18 protein-coding genes are annotated in these 24583 nt (G+C 73.5%); 7 read left to right on the forward strand and 11 right to left on the reverse strand.

The annotated features are described in order from the left end of the window. Positions 1-21: 21 nt before the first annotated feature. From VKK44_RS21445 to ftsY, 5 genes are all read right to left on the reverse strand, one after another. Positions 22-2286, reverse strand: a complete 2265-nt coding sequence (locus VKK44_RS21445; RefSeq protein WP_343442984.1) for a [protein-PII] uridylyltransferase — start codon at positions 2284-2286, stop codon at positions 22-24. 17 nt (positions 2287-2303) lie between these two features. Beyond that, on the reverse strand, positions 2304-2642 hold the full coding sequence (locus VKK44_RS21450; RefSeq protein WP_013284578.1) for a P-II family nitrogen regulator: 339 nt from the start codon (positions 2640-2642) through the stop codon (positions 2304-2306). Positions 2643-2667: 25 nt separating this feature from the next. Further along, entirely contained in the window at positions 2668-4077 is a 1410-nt protein-coding gene (locus tag VKK44_RS21455) for an ammonium transporter (protein ID WP_343442986.1), read from the reverse strand. Between the two features lie 164 nt (positions 4078-4241). Further along, positions 4242-5105: an aminoglycoside phosphotransferase family protein gene (locus VKK44_RS21460; RefSeq protein ID WP_343442988.1), complete on the reverse strand. Its 864-nt coding sequence runs from the start codon at positions 5103-5105 to the stop codon at positions 4242-4244. Between the two features lie 8 nt (positions 5106-5113). After that, on the reverse strand, positions 5114-6295 hold the full coding sequence (gene ftsY, locus VKK44_RS21465; protein ID WP_343442990.1) for a signal recognition particle-docking protein FtsY: 1182 nt from the start codon (positions 6293-6295) through the stop codon (positions 5114-5116). Positions 6296-6442: 147 nt separating this feature from the next. On the opposite strand from ftsY, the gene VKK44_RS21470 reads away from it, so the two are divergent. The 5 genes from VKK44_RS21470 (at position 6443) to VKK44_RS21490 (ending at position 11385) form a co-directional block, all read left to right on the forward strand. Continuing rightward, positions 6443-8155 (forward strand): alkaline phosphatase D family protein, encoded by a 1713-nt coding sequence (locus VKK44_RS21470; RefSeq protein ID WP_343442992.1) that lies wholly within the window; start codon positions 6443-6445, stop codon positions 8153-8155. A gap of 13 nt (positions 8156-8168) precedes the next feature. Further along, entirely contained in the window at positions 8169-8594 is a 426-nt protein-coding gene (locus VKK44_RS21475) for a MarR family winged helix-turn-helix transcriptional regulator (protein WP_343442993.1), read from the forward strand. A gap of 112 nt (positions 8595-8706) precedes the next feature. Further along, positions 8707-10302 (forward strand): MDR family MFS transporter, encoded by a 1596-nt coding sequence (locus tag VKK44_RS21480; protein ID WP_343442995.1) that lies wholly within the window; start codon positions 8707-8709, stop codon positions 10300-10302. Continuing rightward, entirely contained in the window at positions 10299-10787 is a 489-nt protein-coding gene (locus tag VKK44_RS21485) for a universal stress protein (protein ID WP_343442996.1), read from the forward strand. Before VKK44_RS21480 ends, VKK44_RS21485 begins: the two co-directional genes overlap by 4 nt. A gap of 67 nt (positions 10788-10854) precedes the next feature. Beyond that, positions 10855-11385 (forward strand): DinB family protein, encoded by a 531-nt coding sequence (locus tag VKK44_RS21490; protein ID WP_343442997.1) that lies wholly within the window; start codon positions 10855-10857, stop codon positions 11383-11385. Between the two features lie 12 nt (positions 11386-11397). Here the strand turns inward: VKK44_RS21490 and VKK44_RS21495 are convergent, their stop codons facing one another. From VKK44_RS21495 to VKK44_RS21505, 3 genes are all read right to left on the reverse strand, one after another. Then, complete coding sequence (locus tag VKK44_RS21495; RefSeq protein WP_343442998.1) at positions 11398-12018, reverse strand: HAD-IA family hydrolase; 621 nt, start codon at positions 12016-12018, stop codon at positions 11398-11400. Beyond that, entirely contained in the window at positions 12015-15614 is a 3600-nt protein-coding gene (smc, locus tag VKK44_RS21500) for a chromosome segregation protein SMC (RefSeq protein ID WP_343442999.1), read from the reverse strand. Before smc ends, VKK44_RS21495 begins: the two co-directional genes overlap by 4 nt. 245 nt (positions 15615-15859) lie before the next feature. Then, the gene (locus VKK44_RS21505) at positions 15860-16054 is read right to left on the reverse strand and encodes a hypothetical protein (RefSeq protein WP_107156252.1); all 195 of its coding nucleotides are present in this window, start codon (positions 16052-16054) and stop codon (positions 15860-15862) included. A 376-nt stretch (positions 16055-16430) separates the two neighbouring features. On the opposite strand from VKK44_RS21505, the gene VKK44_RS21510 reads away from it, so the two are divergent. Both VKK44_RS21510 and VKK44_RS21515 read left to right on the forward strand, forming a co-directional pair. Further along, positions 16431-17780: a CAP domain-containing protein gene (locus VKK44_RS21510; protein ID WP_343443001.1), complete on the forward strand. Its 1350-nt coding sequence runs from the start codon at positions 16431-16433 to the stop codon at positions 17778-17780. 78 nt (positions 17781-17858) lie between these two features. Beyond that, entirely contained in the window at positions 17859-18731 is an 873-nt protein-coding gene (locus VKK44_RS21515; RefSeq protein ID WP_343443003.1) for an endo alpha-1,4 polygalactosaminidase, read from the forward strand. Between the two features lie 55 nt (positions 18732-18786). On the opposite strand, the gene VKK44_RS21520 is transcribed toward VKK44_RS21515, so the two are convergent. From VKK44_RS21520 to VKK44_RS21530, 3 genes are all read right to left on the reverse strand, one after another. Beyond that, positions 18787-20292, reverse strand: coding sequence for an MFS transporter (locus tag VKK44_RS21520; protein ID WP_343443005.1), 1506 nt, complete (start codon positions 20290-20292; stop codon positions 18787-18789). A 261-nt stretch (positions 20293-20553) separates the two neighbouring features. Beyond that, a complete protein-coding gene (locus VKK44_RS21525) occupies positions 20554-21816 on the reverse strand; it encodes an ISL3 family transposase (RefSeq protein WP_343442779.1) in 1263 nt (420 codons plus the stop codon). A 431-nt stretch (positions 21817-22247) separates the two neighbouring features. Further along, complete coding sequence (locus tag VKK44_RS21530) at positions 22248-24455, reverse strand: MMPL family transporter (RefSeq protein WP_343443007.1); 2208 nt, start codon at positions 24453-24455, stop codon at positions 22248-22250. Between the last annotated feature and the right edge of the window lie 128 nt (positions 24456-24583).

Genomic DNA, 24583 nt, shown 5'->3' on the forward strand with positions numbered 1-24583 from the left:
GGCGTCAGCCGGGGCCCTTCCTCACACGGCGGCGAGCACGGCGGCCTCGACGCGGGCCCGCTGCTCATCCGGCAACCCGGCGCCGACCAGGTAGAACGTGTCCACCACGTCGCCGCCGAGGGTGGCGATCCGGGCGGCGCGCACCTGGGCGCCGGCCTCGTCGAGCGCGCAGGCGACCCGGTAGAGCAGGCCGGCCGCGTCCGCCGCGCGCAGCTCCAGCAGCACCGCGTCGGTGGCCGCCTCCCGGTGCCAGACCACGCGGGCCGCGGCGCCCCCGCTGCGGGCGGCGAGCGCCCGGCCGCGCAGCCGCTGGGTGACCGAGACGTCGCCGGCCACCGCACGGCGCAGGTCGGCGCTGAGCGCGATCGGGTCGGGGGCGAGCCCGTAGCGCGGCTGCACCCGGCACTCGACCAGGGCCCGGCCGTCCACCGTGGCGGCGTCCGCGGAGATCACTTCCAGCCGGTGCAGGGCCAGGCACCCGGCCACCGTGGCGAGCAGCCCGCGCCGGTCGGCCGCGGCCACCGACACCCGGTCCTCCCCCAGGTGTACGACCGGCAGCGGGCCGGCGACCAGCGCCGGGTCGGGGGCCGGCGGGGCGGGCACCACGCCGGTGTCCAGCGTGGTGCGCACCCGGGCGACCAGCTCGGCGATCAGCCGACCCTTCCAGCCGGACCAGGCGGCCGGGCCGGTGGCGGCGGCGTCCGCCCGGACCAGGGCGTGCAGCAGTTCCAGCGTGCCGGTGTCGCCGACCCGCTCGGCGACACCGGCGATGGTCTTCGGGTCGGACAGGTCCCGCCGGGTGGCCACCTCGGGCAGCAGCAGGTGCAGCCGGACCAGCGTGCCGATCAGCGCCGCCTCGGCCGGGGGCAGCCCGATCCGGGTGGCCACCGCCTCGGCCAGCGGCGCCCCGACTGTCGAGTGGTCGCCAGGCAGTCCCTTGCCGATGTCGTGCAGGAACGCGCCGAGCAGCAGCAGGTCCGGTCGTTCCACGTCGCGGGCGTGCCGGCTGGCCTCGTACGCGGTCTGCACCAGGTGCCGGTCGAGGGTGAACCGGTGCACCGGGTTGTGCTGGGGCAGGCTGCGCATCCGGGTCCACTCGGGCAGCCAGCCGTCGATCAGCCCGTACCGGTCGCAGGTTTCCCAGGCGGGCATCAGGCCGGGACCCGCGCCGAGCAGGGTGGTCAGCGCGGCCCGGGCGGTCGGCGGCCAGGGCGCGGGCAGCGGCGGGCAGTACGCGGCCAGCCACTCGCAGGTGGCGCGTGCGATGGGCAGCCGGGTGGTGGCCGCCGCGGCGGCCACCCGCAGCGACAGGCTGGGGTCGGGGCGGGCCCCGATGGCGGTCCGGGCGAGCACCAGCTCGCCGTCCTGCTCGACGACGTCCCGGGCGACCGGGCGGCGCACCGGCCGGCCCGAGGCGGCGCGCTGCCGCCCGGAGCGGAGCCGGTCGGCGGCCCGCCAGGCGTCGTCGAGGGCGTGGCGGACGGTCCGCGCGTCGCCGGCGGTCAGCCGCAGCAGCGCGTCGCCGTCGTCGACGCCGAGGAGCTTCGCCACGCCGTCGCGTTCCTGGGCGACCAGGCGGTCGACCCGGCGGCCGACCTGTCGGTGCAGGGCGTCCCGGGTGTCCAGCAGCCGCCGGTGCGCGGCGTGCACGGCGGGACGCAGCGCGTCGGTGACGCCGGCGGTGGCGATGGCGCGCAGGATGCCGACGTCGCGCAGCCCGCCGGCGGCCTCCTTGAGGTCGCCCTCGAGCAGGAAGGCCAGCTCGCCGTGGGCCTCCCAGCGGGCCGCGGTGAGCTCGCGCAGCCCGGGGAGCTGCCGGATCGCGGTGCGCCGCCAGTGGTCGGTGGCGGTGCGGGCGAGTTGCCCGGTCAGGGCCGGGTCGCCGGCCACGTGCCGCGCGTCGAGCAGGCCGAGCGCGACCTTGACGTCGTCCTGGGCCACCGAGAGCGCCTCGGCGACGGTGCGGACCGAGTGGTCCAGCCGCAGGCCGGCGTCCCAGATCGGATACCAGAGCGCGGCGGCCAGCTCGTCGACGCCGGGCACCCCGGCGTGCAGCAGCACCAGGTCGAGGTCGCCGTAGGGGGCGCACTGGCGGCGGCCGAGCCCGCCCACGGCGACCAGCGCGACGCCGGGACGGGCCGGGAAGATCCGGCACAGCCAGGCGTCGAGCGCGTCGGCGCGGGCGGAGCGGGCCGCCGCGCCGACGCCCCCGGGCAGGCCGACGACCTCGTTGACCACGGGCACGCCGTCCCCACCGGGGGCGGTGGCCGTGGTCAACGAGGTCACGTCGGCGGATTCCGTGGTCAGAGCGCGTCGAGCCCGCGCTCGCCGGTACGCACCCGGACGACCTCCTCGACGCCTGTCACCCAGACCTTCCCGTCGCCGATCTTGCCGGTCCGGGCGGCACCGACGATGGCGTCCACGATCTTGTCGACGTCCATCTCGTCGGTGAGCACCTCGACCCGGATCTTGGGCAGGAACTCGACCGTGTACTCCGCACCCCGGTAGACCTCGGTGTGCCCCTTCTGCCGGCCGTAGCCCTGGACCTCGCTGACGGTCAGCCCGGCCACGCCGAGGGCGTGCAGGGCCTCCTTCACCGCGTCCAACTGGTACGGCTTGATGACCGCGGTCACCAGCTTCATGTCCAACCCCTCCATTCCAGGAACGTTAACCGGCGACCTTCTCGCCCACCGGCGCGGTGGACGGGTCCGCCTCGTCGGCGGGCTCCGGGCTCGGCTTGCCGCCGCCGATCCCGGCCAGGGCGAACGCGCTGGTGCTGCTGCCCGTGGTGGGCGACAGGTCGTACGCGCTCTCCGCGTGCTCGGCGACGTCGATGCCGTCGACCTCAGCCTCGGCCGACACCCGGAAGCCGATCGTCTTCTGGATGGCGAAGGCGAGCAGCCAGGCCACCCCGCCGGACCAGACGGTGACGATCAGACCGGCCAGCGCCTGCCGGCCGAGCTGGGTGACGCCGCCGCCGTAGAACAGGCCGTCGGAGGCGCCGACCACGTCACCGATCGCGCTGTTGACGGAGTTGGTGGCGAAGAACCCGAGCCAGAGCGAGCCGATCCAGCCGCCGACGAAGTGCACGCCGACCACGTCGAGCGAGTCGTCGTAGCCGAGCTTGTACTTCAGACTGATGGCGAGCGCGCAGACCGCACCGGCGACGAGCCCGAGCAGGACCGCCGCCCAGGGGGCGATGAAACCGCAGGCCGGGGTGATCGCGACCAGGCCGGCGACCGCGCCGGAGGAGGCGCCGACCATGGTCGGCCGGCCGTCCTTGATCCGCTCGATCAGCAGCCAGCCGAGCACCGCCGCGGCGGTGGCGAGCTGGGTGTTGAGGAACGCCAGGCCGGCCACCGAGTCGACGGTCAGCTCGGAGCCGGCGTTGAAGCCGAACCAGCCGAACCAGAGCAGACCGGCGCCGAGCGCGACAAGCGGGATGTTGTGCGGCTTCATGCCCTCGCGGGGCCAGCCGACCCGCTTGCCGAGCACCAGCGCCACGCCGAGCGCCGCCGCACCGGCGTTGATGTGCACCGCGGTGCCGCCGGCGAAGTCCAGCGCGTGCAGCTTGGCGCCGATGATGCCGCCGCCCCACACCCAGTGCGCGACCGGGAAGTAGACCAGGGTGGCCCAGCCGAACGCGAAGAGCAGCCAGCCGGAGAACTTGGCCCGGTCGGAGATGGCGCCGCTGATCAGCGCGACGGTGATCACCGCGAAGACCATCTGGAACGCCATGAACACGTAGAGCGGGATGCCGATGCCGCTGGGGTTGTCCGCCGTGGCGCCCCAGAGGTCGGTCTCGGCGAGGAACGTCTTGGTGCCGAGGTAGGCGCCCGGGTCACCCCAGAGCCCGTTGACGTCGCTGCCGAACGCGACGCTGAAACCGTAGAACCACCACAGAACAGAGATGAGCCCGATGGCCGAGAAGCTCATCATCATCATGTTGAGCACGCCCTTGGACCTGTTGAGGCCGCCGTAGAACAGCGCCAGGCCGGGGGTCATGAGCAGCACGAGAGCGGTCGAAACCAGCAGCCAAACGGTGTTGCCGCCGTCGATCGTCGGTGCTTCAGGCACGCTGGCCTCCTAAGGGTGAATGTCCTCCTTCGCGGCTTCCGGGGCAGCGTCGCCCGTACGCCGGTTGCGCGGAAGCTTGGTAGGCCGCTGTTTCCTTCACCGACACCGCTCGATTTCCGACGCGTGACGGGTTGTTTCCGGCGTGTGAAGAACGCCGATCTTGCTCAGCGCAGCGCGTACTCCAGGTGGTGCCGCTCGTAGTCGAGCAGGCGCAGGTCCCGCATCGGGCGGCGGAGGTGGCCCTTGTGCACGATCCGGACGAACGCCGGCTCGCCGGCGGCGGCCATCCGCCGGATGCCCTCGACGTGGTCGACGATGCGCTTGCGGATGGTGCGGATGAGCCGGTGCCGGTCGCGCGGGATCAGCCCGTACGCGTCGGCGAACAGGCGCAGCCGACGCGGGCGGTCGGGACGCTTCCAGCCGAGCGTGATCGAGTCCCGGTCGGCGAAGATCGGCACCCAGGTCCAGGCCGCGTACGCCACGTCGTAGATGCGGGCGCCGGGCGAGGCGAGGTCGAAGTCGATCAGCCCGAGCGTGCCGTCCGGGCGCCAGATCACGTTGTGCGGCGCGGCGTCGTGGTGGCAGATGACCTCGGTGTCCGGCGGGGGCGGGCCGAACGAGCGCCACACCGCGCCGGGCGGCGGGGTGAAGCCGTACTGGGCGTCATGGAACATCCGCAGCATGGTCGCCACCGTGACCAGCGCCTCGTCGGTCACCCAGTGCGGGGCCAGCGGGTACTCCCCGCACTCCCCCTCCAGGTACGACAGCACCTCCCGGTTGCGCTCGTCCATGCCGAGCGCGCGCGGCGCGCCGGTGAAGCCGACGTATTCCAGGTGGCGCAGCAGCGCGTGCACCGAGGGGGTCCAGGGGCCGGCGTTGCGCCGGACCGTGTCGCCCACGCGGACCACGGTGCTCACGTTTCCGCCGTGCAGCGGGATCTCCTGCGAAGTCACGTACGGTCTCCCGAGGCGTGGCGCGGGGTGGTGGGGGTCGCGCCACCCGGGGTAGGCGCGATCGTCGGTGGTCACGGCAGGGGTTACGCGTCCCGGCCGAGCGGCTCGGTGCCGAGCAGCGCGTCGACGAACTGCGCCGGGTCGAACGGGGCCAGGTCGTCCTTGCCCTCGCCGAGCCCGACCAGCTTGACCGGGATGCCGAGCTTGCGCTGCACGGCGATCACGATGCCGCCCTTGGCCGTCCCGTCGAGCTTGGTCAGCACCACGCCGGTGACGTTGACCGCCTCGGTGAAGACCCGCGCCTGCTCCAGGCCGTTCTGACCGGTGGTGGCGTCCAGGATCAGCAGCGTCTCGTCGATCGGGCCGTGCTTCTCCACCACCCGCTTGACCTTGCCCAGCTCGTCCATCAGGCCGACCTTGTTCTGGAGCCGGCCGGCGGTGTCGATGAGCACGGTGTCGACGCCCGTCTCGATGCCGCGCTTGACCGCGTCGAACGCGACGCTGGCCGGGTCGGCGGCCTCCGGGCCACGCACCGTCTCCGCGCCCACCCGGCCGCCCCAGGTCTCCAACTGGTCGGCGGCGGCGGCCCGGAACGTGTCGGCCGCGCCGAGCAGCACGCTGCGGCCGTCGGCGACCAGCACCCGGGCGATCTTGCCGCAGGTGGTGGTCTTGCCGGCGCCGTTGACGCCGACCACCAGCACCACCGCCGGCACGCCGTCCTTCGGCGTGGTCCGCAGCGAGCGGTCCAGGCCGGGGTCGAGCGCGTTGACCAGCTCGGTGGCGAGCAGCGTGCGCAGCTCGTCGCCGGTGCGGGTGCCGAGCACGCGGGTGCGCTCCCGCAGCCGGTCGACGATCTCCCGGGTGGAGTCGATGCCGACGTCGGCGGTGATCAGGCTGTCCTCGATCTCCTCCCAGGTGTCCTCGTCGAGCCGGTCGCGGCTGAGCAGGCCGAGCAGGCCCTTGCCGAACGCGTTCTGGGAGCGGGACAGCCGGGAGCGCAGCCGGACCAGCCGGCCGGCGGTGGGCTCGGGGACCTCGATCGGGGGCGCCTCGACCGGCGGGGCCTCGACCACCACGCCGGTGGTCAGCTCCGCCTCGGGCGCCTCCACCGGCGGGCCGGCCAGGTCCTCCTCGGTGCGGGTGTCGACCTCCGTGCGCGGCAGCGGCGGCTCGGGGCGCCGGCGCAGCCGGGGCACCACGAGGCTCAGCCCGCCGATGATGAGCACGCCGAGCAGGGCGAGAGCGACGAGGAGGTATTCCTTCATGCCCGAAATCCTGTCAGATGCCGGCGACGGCGTCCCACTCACCGCCTCGGCACGCGAACAACCTGCGGGTACGCTCGCGTTCGGAAGGCGTACCGCAACCGCCGGCCGGGTAGGAAGACCGAAACGATCTTGTCGGAGGTAGACGCCGTGCCCGGTTCCCGCCTGCTCATCGGCCCACTGCTGCGCCGGGTCGTCGACACGCGGGCGACGGTCTGGGTGGAGACCAGCGCACCCGCCGTGGTCACCGTCCGCACGGCCGACGGCGCCACCGGCAGCGCGCCCACCTTCTCCGCGTACGACCACCACTACGCGATCGTGGTGGTGACCGGCCTCACGCCGGACAGCGCCACCGAATATCGGGTGCTGATCGACGACGAGGTGGCCTGGCCGCTGCCGGACAGCGCGTTCCCGCCCAGCGTGATCCGCACCCGTGCGGCCGACGACGCCGACCAGCCGGTGCGCCTGGTGTTCGGCTCCTGCCGGGAGACCACCCAGCACTCCACCGCGCGCAAGCTGCCGCCGGACGCGCTCGACGCGTACGCCCGGCGGGTGATGGCCGCGCCCGAGGAGAACACGCTGCCCGACCTGCTGGTGCTGCTCGGCGACCAGGTCTACGCGGACGAGACGTCGCCGACCGTGCGCAAGCTGCTGAAGCGACGCCGGCGGCGGCCGAAGGACGCCCCGGCGACCCAGGTGGTCAGCTTCGACGAGTACACGAAGCTCTACCTGGAGTCCTGGCGGGACCCGGAGATCCGTTGGCTGCTCTCCACCGTGCCGAGCGTGATGATCTTCGACGACCACGAGGTCATCGACGACTGGAACACCTCGCAGTCGTGGCGGGCGGACATGCGCGAGCAGCCTTGGTGGGCCGAGCGGATCCGCAGCGGCCTCGCCTCCTACTGGGTCTACCAGCACCTGGGCAACCTGGGCCCGGACGAGATCGCCGCCGACCCGGTGTACGCGAAGGTGATGGCCGCCGAGGACGCCACGGGTGTGCTGCACGAGTTCGGCGAGCGGGTGGACACCGAGGCCGACCTGGCGCACGACACCGAGCGCTGGCGGGCCGTGCAGTACCAGTGGAGCTACGCGCTGGACCTGGGGCGCACCCGCCTGGTCATGCTGGACAACCGCTCCAGCCGGGTGCTGCTGCCGGGCAGCCGCGCGATGCTGCCGCCGGGCGAGTGGTCGTGGTTCCTGGACCAGGCGCACGGTGCCTACGACCACCTGGTGGTGGGCACCTCGCTGCCGTGGCTGCTGCCGCCGGGCATCCACCACGTGGAGGCGTGGAACGAGCGCCTGGCCGACTCCGACCGGCCCTGGGTGGCGCGGCTGGCCGAGCAGATGCGCCGGGCGTGGGACCTGGAGCACTGGGCGGCGTTCCGGCGGTCGTTCGAGGCGCTCGGCGAGCTGTTCGCCCGGTTGGGCAACGGCACCGCGGCGCGCACCGGCGCCCGGGTGGGCGCCGGTCCGGCGTATCCGCGACCGGCGTCGATCAGTGTGCTCTCCGGCGACGTGCACCACTCGTACGTGGCCCGGGCCCGGTTCGCCGACCGGGGCGTGAAGACGCCGGTGCACCAGCTCACCTGCTCGCCGATCCACAACCAGGTGCCGGCCGCGATGCGCCCGTTGATGACGCTGGGGTGGAACCCGGGCCCGGCCGGGGCGACCCGGGCGCTGGCCCGGTCGGCCGGGGTGCGCCGGCCGCCGGTGCGGTGGCGGAAGCTGGCCGGGCCGTACTTCGGCAACGCGGTGGCCACGCTGACCCACCGGGGCCGGTCCGCCGCCGTGGTGATCGAGGGCACCACCAGCCAGGGCGAGTTGCGGCCGGTGGCACGCCAGCAGCTCAGCAACGAGGGATGAGTACCCTCTGACCGTGGACGAGACGCTGCGGGCCGTGGAGCACGAGTTGACCGCGCTGCTGCGCCGCGGTCGGGCGCTGTCCTGGGAGATCGCCCGCGAGGTCCACCCGAACCTGGAGCCGAACGCCTACGGGCTGCTGCTCTGGCTGCGCCGCTCGGGTCAGATCCGGCTCACCGACCTGGCCGTCAAGCTGGGCATCGGCAAGGGCACGTTGAGTCGGCAGATCGGCGGCCTGGAGACGCTGGGTCTGGTCCGCCGCGACCCGGACCCGACCGACCGGCGGGCCGCCCAGCTCAGCCTCACCGAGGAAGGCACCCGGCGGTTCGACGCGGCGCGGGCGGCCCGGCTCGGGCAGATCCGGCGGTCGCTGGAGAACTGGCCGGCCGAGGACGTGGCGGCCTTCGCCCGGCTGATGCACCGGTTCAACGAGACGTTCTGACCTGCCCCGGCGGGAATAGGAGACACACCACCAGCGGTTGTTGCTCAAGGCAACCAAACCGTACGGTTGCCCGAGGCACCCATTTTCTCTCTCCCTTCGGAGGCAACCCACGATGACGCAGGCGACCGTGCCCAGCCGGGCCCCCGCCGTCGACATGTCCCACCGGCAGATCCTGGAGGCGCTCTCCGGCCTGCTGCTGGGCATGTTCGTCGCGATCCTCTCCTCCACGGTCGTCTCGAACGCGCTGCCACGGATCATCACCGACCTGCACGGCAGCCAGTCCGCGTACACCTGGGTGGTCACCTCGACGCTGCTGGCCACCACCGCGACCACCCCGATCTGGGGCAAGCTCGCGGACCTGACCAGCAAGAAGATCCTGGTGCAGCTCGCCCTGGCGGTCTTCGTGCTGGGCTCGGTGCTGGCCGGGCAGGCCCAGACCACCGGCGAGCTGATCGCCTGCCGCGTGGTGCAGGGCGTCGGCGCGGGCGGCCTCACCGCGCTGGCCCAGGTGATCATGGCAACGATGATCGCCCCGCGCGAGCGCGGCCGGTACAGCGGCTACCTCGGCGCGGTGATGGCGGTCGGCACCATCGGCGGCCCGCTGATCGGCGGCGTGATCGTCGACACCGACTGGCTCGGCTGGCGCTGGTGCTTCTACGTGGGCGTGCCGTTCGCCGTGCTGGCGCTGATCGTGCTCCAGAAGACGCTGCACCTGCCCGTGGTGAAGCGGAAGGTCACCATCGACTGGTGGGGCGCCACGCTGATCACCGCCGCCGTCTCGCTGCTGCTGATCTGGATCACCCTGGCCGGCGACCGGTACGACTGGATCTCCTGGACCAGCGCGGCCATGGTGGCCGGCGCGGCGCTGCTCGGGGTGCTCGCCGTCCGGGTCGAGCAGCGCGCCGCCGAGCCGATGATCCCGCCGCGGCTGTTCCGCAACCGCACCATCACGCTCGCCGTGGTGGCCAGCGTCGCGGTCGGCGTCGGCATGTTCGGCTCCTCGGTCTTCCTCGGCCAGTACTTCCAGATCAGCCGCGGCGAGAGCCCGACCATGGCCGGCCTGATGACGCTGCCGATGATCGGCGGCCTGCTGGTGGCCTCCACCGTCGTCGGCCGGATCATCACCAGCACCGGCCGCTGGAAGCGCTGGCTGGTGACCGGTTCCGTGCTGCTCACCGCCGGCTTCGCGCTGATGGGCGGCATGCGGGTGGACACGCCGTACTGGCGGCTCGCGATCTTCATGGCGCTGATCGGCCTGGGCCTCGGCATGACCATGCAGAACCTGGTGCTGGCCGTGCAGAACACCGTCGGCACGCACGAGCTCGGCGCGGCCAGCTCGGTGGTGGCGTTCTTCCGCAGCCTCGGCGGCGCGGTCGGCGTCAGCGCGCTCGGCGCGGTGCTCGGCCACCGGGTCAAGGACTACCTCGCCGACGGGCTCGGCAAGCTGGGTGTGCCGGCGTCCGGCTCGGGCGGTGGCGGCGCGCTGCCGGACGTGCACGCGCTGCCCGCCCCGATCCGCGCCGTGGTGGAGTCCGCGTACGGGCACGGCGCCGGGGACATCTTCCTGGCCGCCGCCCCGTTCGGGCTGCTCGCCCTGATCGCGGTGGTGCTGATCCGCGAGGTGCCGCTGCGCCGCACCAACGCCGACCCGGCCACGACCGAGGTCGGGCGGGAGTCGGCACCGGCCGCCGCCCCGGTGGTCCGATGAGCGCGCCCGAGCGTGAGCGGTACGGCCCGCGGGCCCGGCCGCTGCCCTTCGAGCGGGGCACCGACGGGCCCCGGGTGGTGCTGGTCGGCGTGGACGGCAGTCGCACCTCGATGCGCGCCGCGTCGTACGCCGCCGGGCTGGCCCGCCGGCAGGGCGCCGGCCTGGTGGTGGTGTTCGTCAGCTCGCCGGCCCCGTACAGCGGGATCATGTCCGGCGTGGTGGCCGGCGCGGTGCAGCAGACCCACGACGAGCTGGCCGACGAGCTGCGCGCCGAGTGCCGGCGCGGGGCCGAGGAGCTGGCCCTGCCGGTGACGTTCCTGAGCCGGCGCGGCGACGCGTACGCCGAGCTGTGCCGGGCCGCCGACGAGCACCGGGCCGACCTGGTCGTGGTCGGTTCCTCCGAGCAGGCCGGGCACCGGCTGGTCGGCTCCGTCGCCACCCGCCTGGTCCGCGCCGGCCGCTGGCCGGTGGTGGTCGTCCCCTGAGCGGTAAGGAGGGGCCCCCGATTAACGCCTCGCGAGGTGGCGGGGCCCCCGCCTAACATCTGCGATCATGACCTGGACTGCACCCGAGATCGACCGCCGCCACGAGCCCTACGTCGCCGACGAACGCGCCATGCTTCAGGGCTGGCTGGACCTGCACCGCGACACGCTGCGACACAAGTGCGCCGGGCTGACCGCCGAGCAACTGCGCACCCGCAGCGTCGAGCCCTCCGGGCTGACGCTGCTCGGCCTGGTCCGGCACATGGCCGACGTGGAGCGCTGGTGGTTCCGCGTCCGCGCCGCCGGCCTGGAGCTGCCCGACATGTACGACTACGACAAGGACCCGGACGCCGACCTCAACGACATCGCCGACGCCGACCCGGCCGAGGCGCTCGCCACGCTGGCCGCCGAGATCGAGGCGGCCGACCGCGCGGTGGCCGACCTGCCGCTGGAGCACACGTTCCGCCGCGCCCGGCGCGACGGCGGCAGCGACGAGATGAGCCTCCGCTGGGCCTACGTGCACATGATCGAGGAGTACGCCCGGCACAACGGCCACGCCGACCTGATCCGGGAACGCATCGACGGCGTCACCGGCGCCTGACCCGTCCCCGGCTCAGTACGCCAGCGCGGCGCGCAGGTACCGCAGGTCGGCCGGCCCGCTCCACCGGTGCGCGGAGAGGCCGGCGACCCGGGCGCCGGCCACCGCGCGGTCCTGGTCGTCGACGAAGAGCACCCGGCCCGGCGGCGTGTCCAACGCCGCGCAGGCGGCCTGGAAGTACTCCTTCGCCGGCTTGTGCACGCCCACCACCGACGAGTTGACCACCACGTCCAGCTCGTCGGTCAGGTCCAGGGCGGCCAGGTCGGCGTCGAGCAGGTCGGTGGCGTTGGTGCCCAGCCCGACCCGGATACCGGCCGCCCGCGCCTCCCGGACGAACGCCAGCACGTCGGGGTCGACCTCGCCCCGGTAGCGCTGCCACGCCTCGACCGCCGCGCGGGCCCGGGCCGGGTCACCGACCGACGGGGTCAGCGCGTCCACCACGCTCGCCATCCACGCGGCGTGGCTCATCCGGCCGGTGAGCACGGGTTGGAGCAGCCCCCAGGACATCGCGATCTCACCGAGGACGCCCTCGGTGAGCCCGTACTCCCGCTCGACGCCGGCGGCCACCGCCGGGTCCCAGCGGCGCAGCACGCCGTCGAAGTCCACCAGGAGCGCCGTGGCGCGTTCCCGACTCACTCGTCTGTCTCCTGCCCGTTGTCCTCGGCCCGGTTGAGCCGCTGGCTGATCACCTGGGTCACGCCGCTGCGCATCGTCACGCCGTAGAGCGCGTCGGCGATCTCCATGGTCCGCTTCTGGTGGGTGATGACGATCAGCTGGCTCTTCTCCCGCAACTGTGCCATCAGCGTGATCAGCCGGCCCAGGTTCACGTCGTCGAGCGCCGCCTCCACCTCGTCCATGATGTAGAACGGGCTGGGCCGGGCGCGGAAGATCGCCACCAGCATGGCCACCGCGGTCAACGACCGCTCGCCGCCGGAGAGCAGCGAGAGCCGCTTGATCTTCTTGCCCGGCGGGCGGGCCTCGACCTCGACGCCGGTGGCGAGCAGGTCCTCCGGGTCGGTGAGCACCAGCCGGCCCTCACCGCCGGGAAAGAGCACGGTGAAGACCTGCTCGAACTCCCGCGCGGTGTCGGCGAACGCGCTGGCGAAGACCTCCAGGATCCGGTCGTCCACGTCCTTGACCACGGTGAGCAGGTCCCGCCGGGTGGCCTTGAGGTCCTCCAGCTGCTCGGAGAGGAACTTGAAGCGCTCCTCCAGCGCGGCGAACTCCTCCAGCGCGAGCGGGTTCACCTTGCCGAGCAGGGCCAGTTCCCGCTCCGCCTTGGCGGCCCGCTTCTCCTGCGCCGGCCGCTCGAAGCGGACCGGGTCGGGCACCGGCCGGCCGTCCTTCTCGGCCTGCGCGACGTCCGCGTCGGTGGGCGGCACGAGCTGGTCCGGGCCGTACTCGGCGACCAGTGTGGGCACGTCCAGGCCGAAGTCCTCGGCGGCCTTCGCCTCCAACTGCTCGATGCGCATCCGCTGCTCGGCACGGGCCACCTCGTCCCGGTGCACCTGGCTGGTGAGCCGCTCCAGCTCGGCGGCGAGCCGCTTGGCCGCGCCGCGTACCTCGGACAGCTCGGCCTCGCGGGCGGCGCGCTCGCGGGCGACGGCGTCCCGGTGCTCCTCGGCCCGGGCGAGCGAGACGGCGAGCCGGGTGAGCGCCTCGCGCGCGCCGCCGACCACGGCGCGGGCGATCTCCGCGCCCCGGGTGCGGGCCGCGCGCCGGGCCGCCGCGCGCTCGCGCGCGGCGCGCTCGGCGGTCGCCTGCCGGGCCAGCGAGTCGGCCCGGCCGGCGATCGAGGAGACCCGCTCCTCGGCGGTACGCACCGCGAGCCGGACCTCCATCTCGTTCTGCCGGGCCTGCGGCACCATGGCGGCGAGCTGGTCGCGTTCCTCGGTCGACGGTTCGGCGTCGATCGGGGTGACCTCGGCCAGCCGCAGCCGCTCCTCCAGCTCGGCCAACGCCGTCAGGTCCCGCTCCCGGGCCGCCTCGGCACGGGCCCGGGAGTCGCCGAGCCGGTCCGTCTCCGCCTTGGCCGACCGGGCCGCGGCGCCCAGCTCGGCGAGGCGTCGGGCGGCGGCGTTGCGGTGGCTCTCCGCCTCCCGCTTCGCGGCGGCGGCGTGCTGCACGGCCTCCTTCGCGACGGTCACCTCGGCCCGCGCCTCGACCAGTTGCTCCCGCAGCTCGGTGGCGGTGCGCTCGGCGGTGGCCCGGTTGGCGCGGGCCTCCTCGACCGCGGCCTGCACCTCGATGAAGCTGGGCGCCTTGGCCGACCCACCGGCCGCCGCGTACGCCCCGACCACGTCGCCGTCCGGGGTGACCGCGCGCAGCTCCGGGTTCGCGGCGACCAGCTCGGCGGCGGCGGCGAGGTCGTCGACGAGCGCCACGTCCCGCAGCGCCCGGTGCACGGCCGGGCGGATTCCGGCGGCGCACTCCACCAGGTCGGGCGCCCAGCGGGCACCCTCGGGCAGCTTCGGGCGCAGCGCGTCCGCCGACCCGTCCATGCCGGGCCCGGCGGGGCTGCCGACCAGCAGCCCGGCCCGCCCGGCGTCGGAGATCTTGAGCATCCGCATCGCCTCGACGGCCTCGTCCACGCCGGTGACCGCCACCGCGTCGGCGAGCCCACCCAGCGCGGCGGCGAGCGCCGCCTCGTCGCCGGGCGCGACGGTGAGCAGCCCGGCGAGGCTGCCGAGCAGGCCCGGCACCTGGTCGGCGCGGGCCAGCAGCGCCCCGGCGCCGTCCTTGCGGCGCAGGCCGAGCGCGAGCGCCTCCTCGCGGGCCTTCCAGGTGGCGGCGTCCTTCTCGGCCGCCCGCTCGGCGTCGACGAGACCGCGCACCGTCGCCTGGGCCCGCTCGTGCCCGGCGACCGCCTCGGCGTGCCGGGTGTCCAGGTCGGCGTTGTCCCGGTCCGCCTCGGTGGACTGCTCGGCGACCGCGTCCAGGTCGGCCTGCGCCTGGTCGGCGCGGCCCAGCGCGTCGGCGTGCGCCGCGGCGAGCCGTTCGATCTCCTCGCCGGCGCTGGTGGTCCGTGCCCGGGCGGAGTTGACCTGACCGGTCAGCCGGGCCAGCCCCTCGCGCCGGTCGGCGATGGCCTTGGCGGCGGCCACCAGCTCCCGTTCGGCGGCGGCGAGCTGCCGTTCCAGCTCCTGCCGGTGCTCGACCGCCTCGGCGAGCCGGATCTGGTCGTCGGTGAGCGCGGCGCGTAGTTCCTCCTCCTGCTCGCGGACCCGCCGGGACTCCGCCTCCAGCTGCTCCGGGTCACGGCCGGGCCGCTCGTCGTCACCGGTGGCGCTGAGGTGACGCAGGCGCTCCCGGGCGAGCTGCTCGATGGACCGGAACCGCTCCTGCAAGGCGGAGAGGCGGTACCAGGTGTCCTGGGCCGCCGCCAGCAGCGGGGCGTCCTCGGCGAGGGCCGCCTCCAGCTCACCGAGGCGGCCCTGCACCTCACCGTGCTCGCCCTCGATCTGCTCGCGCCGCTCGCGCAGCGCGGTCTCGTCGGCGATCTCCTTGTCCAGCGTGGTCCGCAGCGTGTGCAGGTCGTCGGCGAGCAGCCGGAGCCGGGCGTCGCGCAGGTTGGCCTGGATGGCGGCGGCCCGCCGGGCCACCTCGGCCTGCCGGCCCAGCGGCTTGAGCTGCCGACGCAGCTCGGCGGTGAGGTCGGTGAGCCGGTTGAGGTTCACCTGCATCGCGTCGAGCTTCCGCAGCGCCTTCTCCTTGCGCTTGCGGTGCTTGAGGACGCCGGCCGCCTCCTCGATGAACGCCCGCCGGTCCTCCGGCTTGGCGTGCAGCATGCCGTCGAGCCGGCCCTGACCGACGATGATGTGCATCTCCCGGCCGATGCCCGAGTCGGAGAGCAGCTCCTGGATGTCGAGCAGGCGGCAGGAGTCGCCGTTGATCTCGTACTCGCTCTCGCCGGAGCGGAACATCCGGCGGGTGATGGAGACCTCGGTGTACTCGATCGGCAGCGCGCCGTCGGTGTTGTCGATGGTGAGGGTGACCTCGGCCCGGCCCAGCGGCGCCCGCCCGGCGGTGCCGGCGAAGATGACGTCCTCCATCTTGCCGCCGCGCAGCGCCTTGGCGCCCTGCTCGCCGAGCACCCAGGCGATGGCGTCGACGACGTTGGACTTGCCGGAGCCGTTCGGACCGACCACGCAGGTGATCCCGGGCTCCAGCTTCAGCGTCGTGGCGGAGGCGAAGGACTTGAAGCCCTTCACCGTCAAGCTCTTGAGATGCACCTTCTCGATCCTCGTCCGGTGGCCGCCGTACCGTCGCCGGAGCCGCGGACCTGGTGAACCCGCAGACTAACCCGCGACCGGGACGCCGCCGGCACGCGACCCACCCGGTTTCCGCCGGCGCAATTCCCGAGCGCCCCACAAGATCGATAATTGCGGAAAGGGTACGCACATGGCTGCGCGCCGGCACTGAAGTGTGTCGGCGCGCTTTTCGGTGTGGTGCGATTCAGTTTTCGGACAACCGGAACTCAGGTCAGCGCGGGCTCGGCGAGACGGAGGAGGTCGTCGGCCTCCGCTGCCGCCGCCGCGAGCCGATCGTTCTCGGCGCGCAGACGCGTGATCTCGAATTCCAGTGCCTGAACCCTGGCACGCAGTCGGGTGACCTCGTCGAGCAGACGCCGGTCGGACGCTGCACCTACGTGGCCGTAGAGGGCCTTCGCCATGCTGAACTCCTCGATATGCGCTGCCGGAAAGGCCGGCCAACGCGCGCCCATGATGTTCGCGGCTGCCATTCCCGCTGTTTATCGGGGCATGGCTGGGCGCGACTGGCGACACCTACATATTGAGCCGAACCCCCCTCGTTCGTCAAGTTGCCGCAGGCCGTAGATCATCTCCACGTCTGCCGGGCCACTCGGCGGGGGGCTGCCACAAGGCTCGGACACGCTCTGTCCGGACGCCTTCACTGTACGCCCGGGTGCCCGGGAACGCCTCACCCTTCCCGCCCGGTTCGCCTTAACTCTTTCTTAGCCACGTTGCCGCTGCTCGCGGCGCGCCCGTAGCGTCACCCCGGCCCGCAACCGACCCGTGGAGGCGACAGGCGTGTACCGCTGGACCGATCCGATCGACCCGGACGACGCCTCCCGGCGCCCGGAGCCGCCGACCGACCAGGGTCCGGCGTGGCTCACCGACCGGCCGGAGCCGCGGTCGTCGTACCTCTTCGGGGACGAGTCCGGACGGCCGCCCGCCGGCCACCTGCCGCCCACGCTCGACGCCGACCGCTACGGCGACACCGCCCGGCCCGGCCACGGCCCGGCCGACGCCACCGAGGCGCACCCGGGCTGGGGCCACCCGGCCGAGCCGGGGTACGGCCCGGCCGCCGGGTACGGCCACGGTGACCAGCCGGGGTACGGCCCGGCCGCGCACCCGGGACACCGCCCCGCCGCCGCGTCCGGCTACGACCAGTCCGGCTACGACCAGTCCGGCTACGGGCCCGCCGCCGCGCCCGGCTACGACCGGCCCGGCCACGCCCAGCCGCAGCCGCAGCCGACGTACGACCCCCGGGCGGCGTACGCGCCGGGCGTCAGCCACCCGGCGGGCCGGGACCGCTGGAACGGCGAGGAGCCGGCCGGCGGGTGGGAGCAGCCCACCGCCGCCTGGCAGCCGGTGACCGACACCCCGGCCGGCGACGACCGGCACCGGCCGAAGCGGCGACTGTCCCGTCCGTTCGTGATCGGTGGCGCCGCCGCCGCGGCCACCCTCGTGGTGAGCCTGGGCGTGGGCGCGGTGCTGCTGCCCGGCGACGACGGGCCGGCCGAGCGGACCGCCGCGGACGCGCCGGTGGCCGCCGCCCCGCTGCCGACCGGGGAGACCGACGCCACGCCGTCGGCAGACGCGTCCGCCTCCGGCTCGGCGTCCGCCAGCCCGTCCGTCGCGCCGACCACGGTCAGGCCGAGCCCGACGAAGAAGGTCGCGCCGAAGCCGAGCCGGACCACCGCCCCGTCGCGTCAGCAGCAGCGCAGCAGCGCGCCGAGCGGCACCACCGCCCGGACCACCTCCTCGGGCGGGCTCAGCGCCGAGTTGCAGCAGGTCGTCGACCTGGTCAACCAGGAGCGGGCCAAGGCCGGCTGCAAGGCGCTCGGCGTCGACTCCAAGCTGACGCTCGCCGCCCAGCGGCACAGCCAGGACCAGGCCGACCACAAGACCATGACGCACGACGGCAGCGACGGCAGCGACGTCGGGCAACGGCTCGACCGGGCCGGCTACGCCTGGCGGGCGTACGGCGAGAACGTCGCCTGGAACCAGCAGAGCCCGGCCGCGGTGATGGACGCCTGGATGAACTCCCCGGGCCACCGGGCCAACATCCTGAACTGCTCGTTCACCGAGATCGGGGTGGGCGTGGCGCGCAGCAACGGGCCTTACTGGACGCAGGACTTCGGCACCCCGCGCTGACCGGCGCGTCGTGACCGGGCCGGCGCTCGTTGACCGGTCGGGGGCGGCGTCGGGCCGCCCGCGTCCCGGGAGCTGTCGATGCGGATCCGGCCGGCGTACGCCGTGCCGCGCTCCCGGCCGGTCCACGTCCGCCGACGGGGACCGCGCCGGGGCGTGGCGCTGGCGCTGACCGCGCTGCTGCTCGCCCCGCTCCCGTCCTGCCGGCGCCAGCTCGCCCCGCCGCCCGGCGCCCCCACCTCCTGGCCGGCCGCGCTGGCCGGCCGCTGGGCGTGGCAGTGGCAGCTCACCGGCCCGGTCGACGTCTCGGTCGCCGCGGACGTCTTCCTCCTCGACCCGGTCCGGGCCACCTCCACCGAGACCGCCGCGCTGCGCGCCCGGGGTCGCCGGCTGGTCTGCCAGGTCCGGGCCGGCACGTACGCGGCCGACGACCCGGACGCCACCCGCTTCCCGGCCGCGGTACGCGGCGCGGCGGTGCCCGGTCGACCCGGGAGCCGGTTCCTGGACGTCCGGCGCTGGGACTCGCTGGCGCCGGTGCTGGCCGACCGGTTCCGGCTCTGCCGGGGAAAGGGCTTCGGCGCGGTGGCGCTGTCCGACCTGGACGGCTACCGGCACCGCTCCGGTTTCCCGCTCGGCTTCGACGAGCAGGTGCTGTTCAACCGTCGGCTGGCCGGGCTGGCCCGAGGGTTCGACCTCTCCCCCGGCCTGGTCGACGACGTGGCGCAGGTGGCCGCGCTGGCCCCCGACTTCGACTTCGCGGTCAACCAGGAGTGCGTCCGCCGACGTGAGTGCGCGAAGCTGCTGCCGTTCGTGGACGCCGGCAAGCCGGTCTTCCACGTCGAGTACCTCGGCGAGCCGGCCGCGTTCTGCGTCACCTCGGTCGGCTACGGCTTCGCGTCGATGCGCAAGAACCGCCGGCTGGACGCCTGGCGGGAGCCCTGCCCGCTGCCGTGAACGCGGCACCGCCCCCGCCGGATATGGGGCGGGGGCGGCGTCGTCGGGGTGGGGGTCAGCCGGCGCTCGCGCCGGTGGTCGGGGTGGGGCTGTCGGCGCCGCGCTGCGACGGCACCCCGGCCTGTTCGGCGCTGAGCGGGGTGGCCAGGTCCTCCAGGGACTTCCCTTCGGCCTTGACGCCGAGCGCCAACTCCACCAGACCACCGATGATCATGATGGAGGCGCCGATGACGAACGCGAGCACGGTGTCGCCGACCTGGCCGCTGCCGACCAGCTTGGCGAAGAGCAGCGGACCGGTGATGCCACCGGCGGCGGTGCCGATCGCGTAGAAGAACGCGATCGCCATGGCCCGCGTCTCCATCGGGAAGATCTCGCTGACCGTCAGGTACGCCGCGCTGGCCCCGGCCGAGGCGAAGAAGAGCACCACGCACCAGCAGGCGGTCATGGTCACCGCGCTGAGCACGCCGGAGTGGAACAGCCAGGCGGTGCCGAGCAGCAGCACGCCCGAGCCGAGGTACGACCCGGCGATCATCGGCACCCGACCGACCGTGTCGAACAGCTTGCCGAGCAGCAGCGGGCCGAGCAGGTTGCCGACCGCGATGACCGCGAAGTAGTAGCCGCTGCTGCCGGGCGGGACGTCGAAGAAGGTCTGCAGGATCTGGGCGAAGCCGAACGTGATCGCGTTGTAGAGGAACGCCTGCCCGATGAAGAGCGAGAAGCCCAGCGTGGCACGCTTCGGGTAGCGGCGGAACAGCGTCTTCGCGATCTCCAGGAAGTTCGTGCTCTTGCGCTGCCGGATCTCGATGTAGTTGTCGGCCTCGGCGAGGTCCCTGCCGGTCTCCCGTTCCACCTCGGCCTCGACCGAGTCGACGAGGTGGTTCGCCTCGTCCGCCCGGCCGTGGATGAACAGCCAGCGTGGGCTCTCCGGCACGTGCCGGCGGACCAGCAGGATCACCACGCCGAGCACCGCGCCCAGGCCGAACGCCACCCGCCAGCCGAGGTTGGTCGGCAGGCCGTTGAGCAGCGGTACGGTCAGCAACGCGCCGAGCGCCGCGCCGAGCCAGAACGTGCCGTTGATGATGATGTCGATCCGGCCGCGGTGGCGGGCCGGGATCAGCTCGTCGATGGCCGAGTTGATGGCCGCGTACTCACCGCCGATGCCCATGCCGGTGAGGAACCGGAACAGGAAGAACCACCAGGTGTCGAACGAGAGCGCGGTGAGCGCGGTGGCCACCAGGTAGAGCCCGAGCGTCAGCAGGAACAGCTTCTTGCGGCCGAACCGGTCGGTGAGCCAGCCGAAGAAGAGCGCGCCGGTGCACGCGCCGGCCACGTAGAGCGCGGCGGCCAGGCCGGTGACCTGGCTCTGGGTGATGTCCAGTCCGCTGCCCGGCTCGGCCAGCTTCCCCGAGAGGTTGCCGACGATGGTCACCTCGAGGCCGTCGAGGATCCACACCGTGCCGAGACCGATGACGATCATCCAGTGCCAGCGGGACCACGGCAGCCGGTCGAGGCGGGCCGGGACGTTGGTCCGGACGGTGCCGGTCGACACGTCGGAGCTCATGACGCGCGCCGGGGGGATTCGGAAGCCGGGGCGGAAGTAAGCGCCTCCGGCGAGAGCTGTTCATCCATGGCCGCCCAGATGCCCCGCTGTTCGGCGCGTTAATCCTGCCGCGTTTCCGGCCTCGGACAGCCCCTCCGGGGTCGCCGTCCGCGGTGGCTTACGGCGGGCACCGACACTCTCCGTGTTCCCGGGCAGAGAAGGAAGTGGTCGGAACGATATACCGGAGAGGCATAATTATGGATTTTGTGCTGGATGTGTGGGTCATCGGTTGGGGAGTTGGGGGCGGTGGCCGCCGAGGCTGAGTAGGGCTAGGGCGATGAGGGCGTGGGGTGAGTGGAAGCCGAAGGCCATCCGGGTGATGAGGCGGATCTTGGCATTGACGGATTCGATGCGGCCGTTGGACAGGCCGTGTTCGAGCGAGGCGATGATGGCGTCGCGGTGGCGGACCACGCGGCGTTGCAGGTCGACGAAGATGTCGATGCGGCTGCGGCGGGCCCAGCCGATCCATTGGTCGAGGGCTTGGACCGCTGTGGTGGGGCTGGTTTTGGCCAGGGTGAACACGTAGCGCAGGCCTTCTTTGAGGGCCCAGGCTCGGTGTAGGCGGGGGTGGTTCTTGGCGATCCAGTCGAGGGTGGCCCGTTGTGCGCCGGTGAGGTTGTCCGGGTTCTTCCACAACGCCCAGCGGGTGTTCTTCACCAGCCGCGCTTCGCCGACGGCGACACCGCGACGGCCTGTTCCCCGACCGGCGGCGGCGTTCCATACCTGCCGGCGGACTCGGTCCACGGCGTCGCTGGCCCAGGCCACGACGTGGAACGGGTCGGCGCAGCGCACCGCGTTCGGGCAACGACGGCGCACCACGGTGGTGATCCAGTCCGCGCCGTCAGCCGACACGTGGGTGATCGCGGCTGCCCGCTCGGGTCCGAGCAGGTCGAAGAACTCGTGCAACGTAGCCGCGCTCTTGCCCGCAGCGGCCCACACCAGCCGGCCGGTGTCGTGATCCACCACCACGCTCAGATACCGGTGGCCTTTCTTGTAGCTGACCTCGTCGATACCGATACGACGTAACCCGTCGAGGCGATCCACCGCTGCGCCGCTATCAGCCCACACCCGCGCGATGATCGCACCCACCGTGCGCCAACTGATCCGCATCAACCGCGACACCACCGACTTCGCCGCGTGCACCGCCAACCACGCCACCGCCTGATCGAACGCCCGGGTATGCCCCGCCCCATGCCTGGCCCACGGCACCGCCGCGACCACCACCCCATGCACCCGACACGACACCCGCGGCGCATCGGCCTCGATCACCGCCCGCACCACCCCCAGATCCAACGCCCGCCACCGCCGACGCACCCCCGCGTCATAACCAGGACACCGCCGCCGGCAAAACGGACACCGCCGCCGAGCACCCCGAGCCACCCGCACCCGAGCCACCACCACCTGCTCGACCGCATCGAACTCGACACCCTCCACCACCGCCTGCTCGACCCCGAACAACCGAGCCCATACCCTTACCGAACGCACGCCGTTGCCCCGCCCACTCAGTTCTGACCTTCGACAAGCCAGAACCTAGGCAGGACAACGGCGTGCGCCATCAACGACGCGCCCAACCACCCACAAACACGTCACAAGACCCATAATTATGACTCTGTGGTATATCGCTGAGAAGCGGATGTCGTCCACCGGCCGGCAGCCGACCGAGCGGAGCACACCCGCCGGCACGGCTCCACCGGGGGCCCACCGGGCCAAGGCCGCCGCCACCCCAAGCCGACACCGCCGGACCAGGCCGACGCACCGCCAGACCAAGAAGCCGACACCGCCTGGCCGGGCCGACGCACCGCTAGACCAAGAAGCCGACACCGCCGGACCAGGCCGACGCACCGCCGGACCAGGCCGACGCCGCCGGGCCGGAGCAGCCCCGGTCGACGTCGGCGGGGTGGTCCGGCCCGGTCGGGTCAGCGGGCGCCGACCAGCTCCGGTGCCGGCGCGGGCGGCGGCTCGACCGGCGGGGCGGCCGTCCGACGGCGCAGGAAGCGCGGCGCCCACCAGTTCGCGTCGCCCAGCAGCGTCATCACCGACGGCAGCACCACCGCGCGGATGATCGTGGCGTCCAGCAGGATCGCCGCCGCCAGCCCGATGCCGAGCTGCTTGAAGTCGATCATGCTGAGCGTGGCGAAGATCGAGAAGACCCCGACCATCACGATCGCCGCGCTGGTCACCACCGGCGCCGAGGACGTGATCCCGTACGCCACCGCCTCGCGGTTGGGCATGCCCCGGTCGACCGCCTCGCGGATCCGGCTGACCACGAAGACGTGGTAGTCCATGGAGAGCCCGAACAGCACCACGAACAGGAACAGCGGCAGCCAGGTGACGATCGCGTCCATCGAGGTGAATCCGAGCAGCCCCTCCGCCCAGTGGCTCTGGAAGACCAGCACCAGCAGCCCGTACGCGGCGCCGACGGAGAGCAGGTTCAGCAGGATCGAGGTGAGCGCCACCACCACCGAGCGGAACGTCCAGGCCATCACCAGGAACGTCAGCACCAGCACGAACGCCGCGACCACCGGCAGCTTCGCCCAGATGTGGTCGGCGTAGTCCGCACTCGCGGCCACCCCGCCACCGACCGCGTACTCCACGCCGGGGACGCCGCCCAACGCGGCCGGCACCAGATCCTCGCGCAGCTCGCGCAGGGAGCGGGCCGCCTCGTCCGAGCGGCTGGCGAACGGGGTGGCCACCTCCAGCACCGACACCCGCCGGTCCGCCGACACCCTGATCTCCGGGCCGTCCCCCTCGGCCGGCGCGAAGAGCGGGTCGGCGGCGGTGCGGGCGGCCAGCCCGGTCAGTGCGTCCCGCACCCGGTCGGCCTGTTCGGCGGGCGCCCGCACGGCCACCGTGTGGCTGGTGCCGTTGCTCGGGAAGGCCGCGGCGAGCCGGTCGTACGCCTGCATGGCCGCCGTGGTGCGCGGCACGTCCTCGGTCCCGGGGAACTTCAGCTTCATGCCCAACGCGGGCGCGGCCAGGGCGAGCAGCAGCGCCACCGACACCAGCAGGGTGGCCACCGGGGCGCGCAGCGCCGGCCGGAGCACGGCCGGCCAGAAGCGGGGACGCCGCCCGGGACGCGGGGTGGTCAGCCGCCACAGCAGCGGCACCCGGGGCCGGTCCACCCAGCGGCCCAGTTTGGCCAGCAGCGCCGGCAGCACGGTCAGTGAGCCGAGCACCGCCACCGCGACCACCAGGATCGAGCCGACGGCCAGCGACGAGAAGATGGCGTCCTGGGCGAGCAGCAGCCCGGCCATCGCGATGACCACGGCGGTGCCGGAGACGACCACGGCGTGCCCGGAGGTCTCCGCCGCGATCTCCACCGCGTCCAGGCCGGATCTCCCCCTGGCCCGTTCCTCGCGCTCCCGCCGCACGTAGAACAGCGAGTAGTCCACGCCCACCGCCATGCCGATCAGCAGGATCACGCTGGCCGTGGTGTCGGTGGCCGGCACCAGGTGCGAGGCGAGCGTGGAGAGCCCCATCGCGGCGGCCACCGAGGAGAGCGCGAGCAGCACCGGCACGCCGGCGGCGATCAACGCGCCGAACGCGATGATCAGGATGGCCAGCGTCACCGGCAGGCTGAGCAGCTCGGCCCGTTTGAAGTCCTTGCCGAGCGTGTCGTCGAGCGCCTTGTCGATCGACGGGCCGCCGACCTCCTCCACCCGCAACTGCGGATGGGCCGCCTGCACCTGGGCGGTGGTGTCCCGCAACGGCCCCACCCGGTCCCCGGCGGTCGCCGGATCGCCGGACATGGTGATCGGCAGCAGCAGCGCGCTCCCGTCCCGCGACGGCGTCGGCGTACCCACCGAGGCGACGCCCTCGACCTGCCGCAGCCGGCCCGCGGCGTCCTGCGCGGCGGCCTTCGCCGCGGCCGGGTCGAGCGCGCCAGACCGCGCGGTGATCAGCACGTTCTCGGTGGCCGCCCGGTGGAAGCCGCCACTGTCGACGATCAGCTCGGCCCGCCCGAACTCGCCGATCGCCTGGTCCGCGTCGGTCGCCTCGTTCAGCCCGGCGGCGTTGCCGCCGACGAAGCACACCGCGACGAAGACCACCCACAGCGCGATGGCCCGCCAGGGGTGCTCCGCACTCCACCGTGCCAGCCGCACGGTCACCGGTCGCCTGCCCATATCCGGGTTCCCTCCAGACGTCGGCCCCGTGCCGACGTCTGGAGACGCTAGGCAGCCGACGGAGCCCGGACATCGGGGAACGGCCCCGGCTCCTCCCCGATGAGGCAGGCCCTACCAGGCGGCCGGAA

It is taken from the genome of Micromonospora sp. DSM 45708 (genome assembly GCF_039566955.1).
Lineage (GTDB): Bacteria > Actinomycetota > Actinomycetes > Mycobacteriales > Micromonosporaceae > Micromonospora.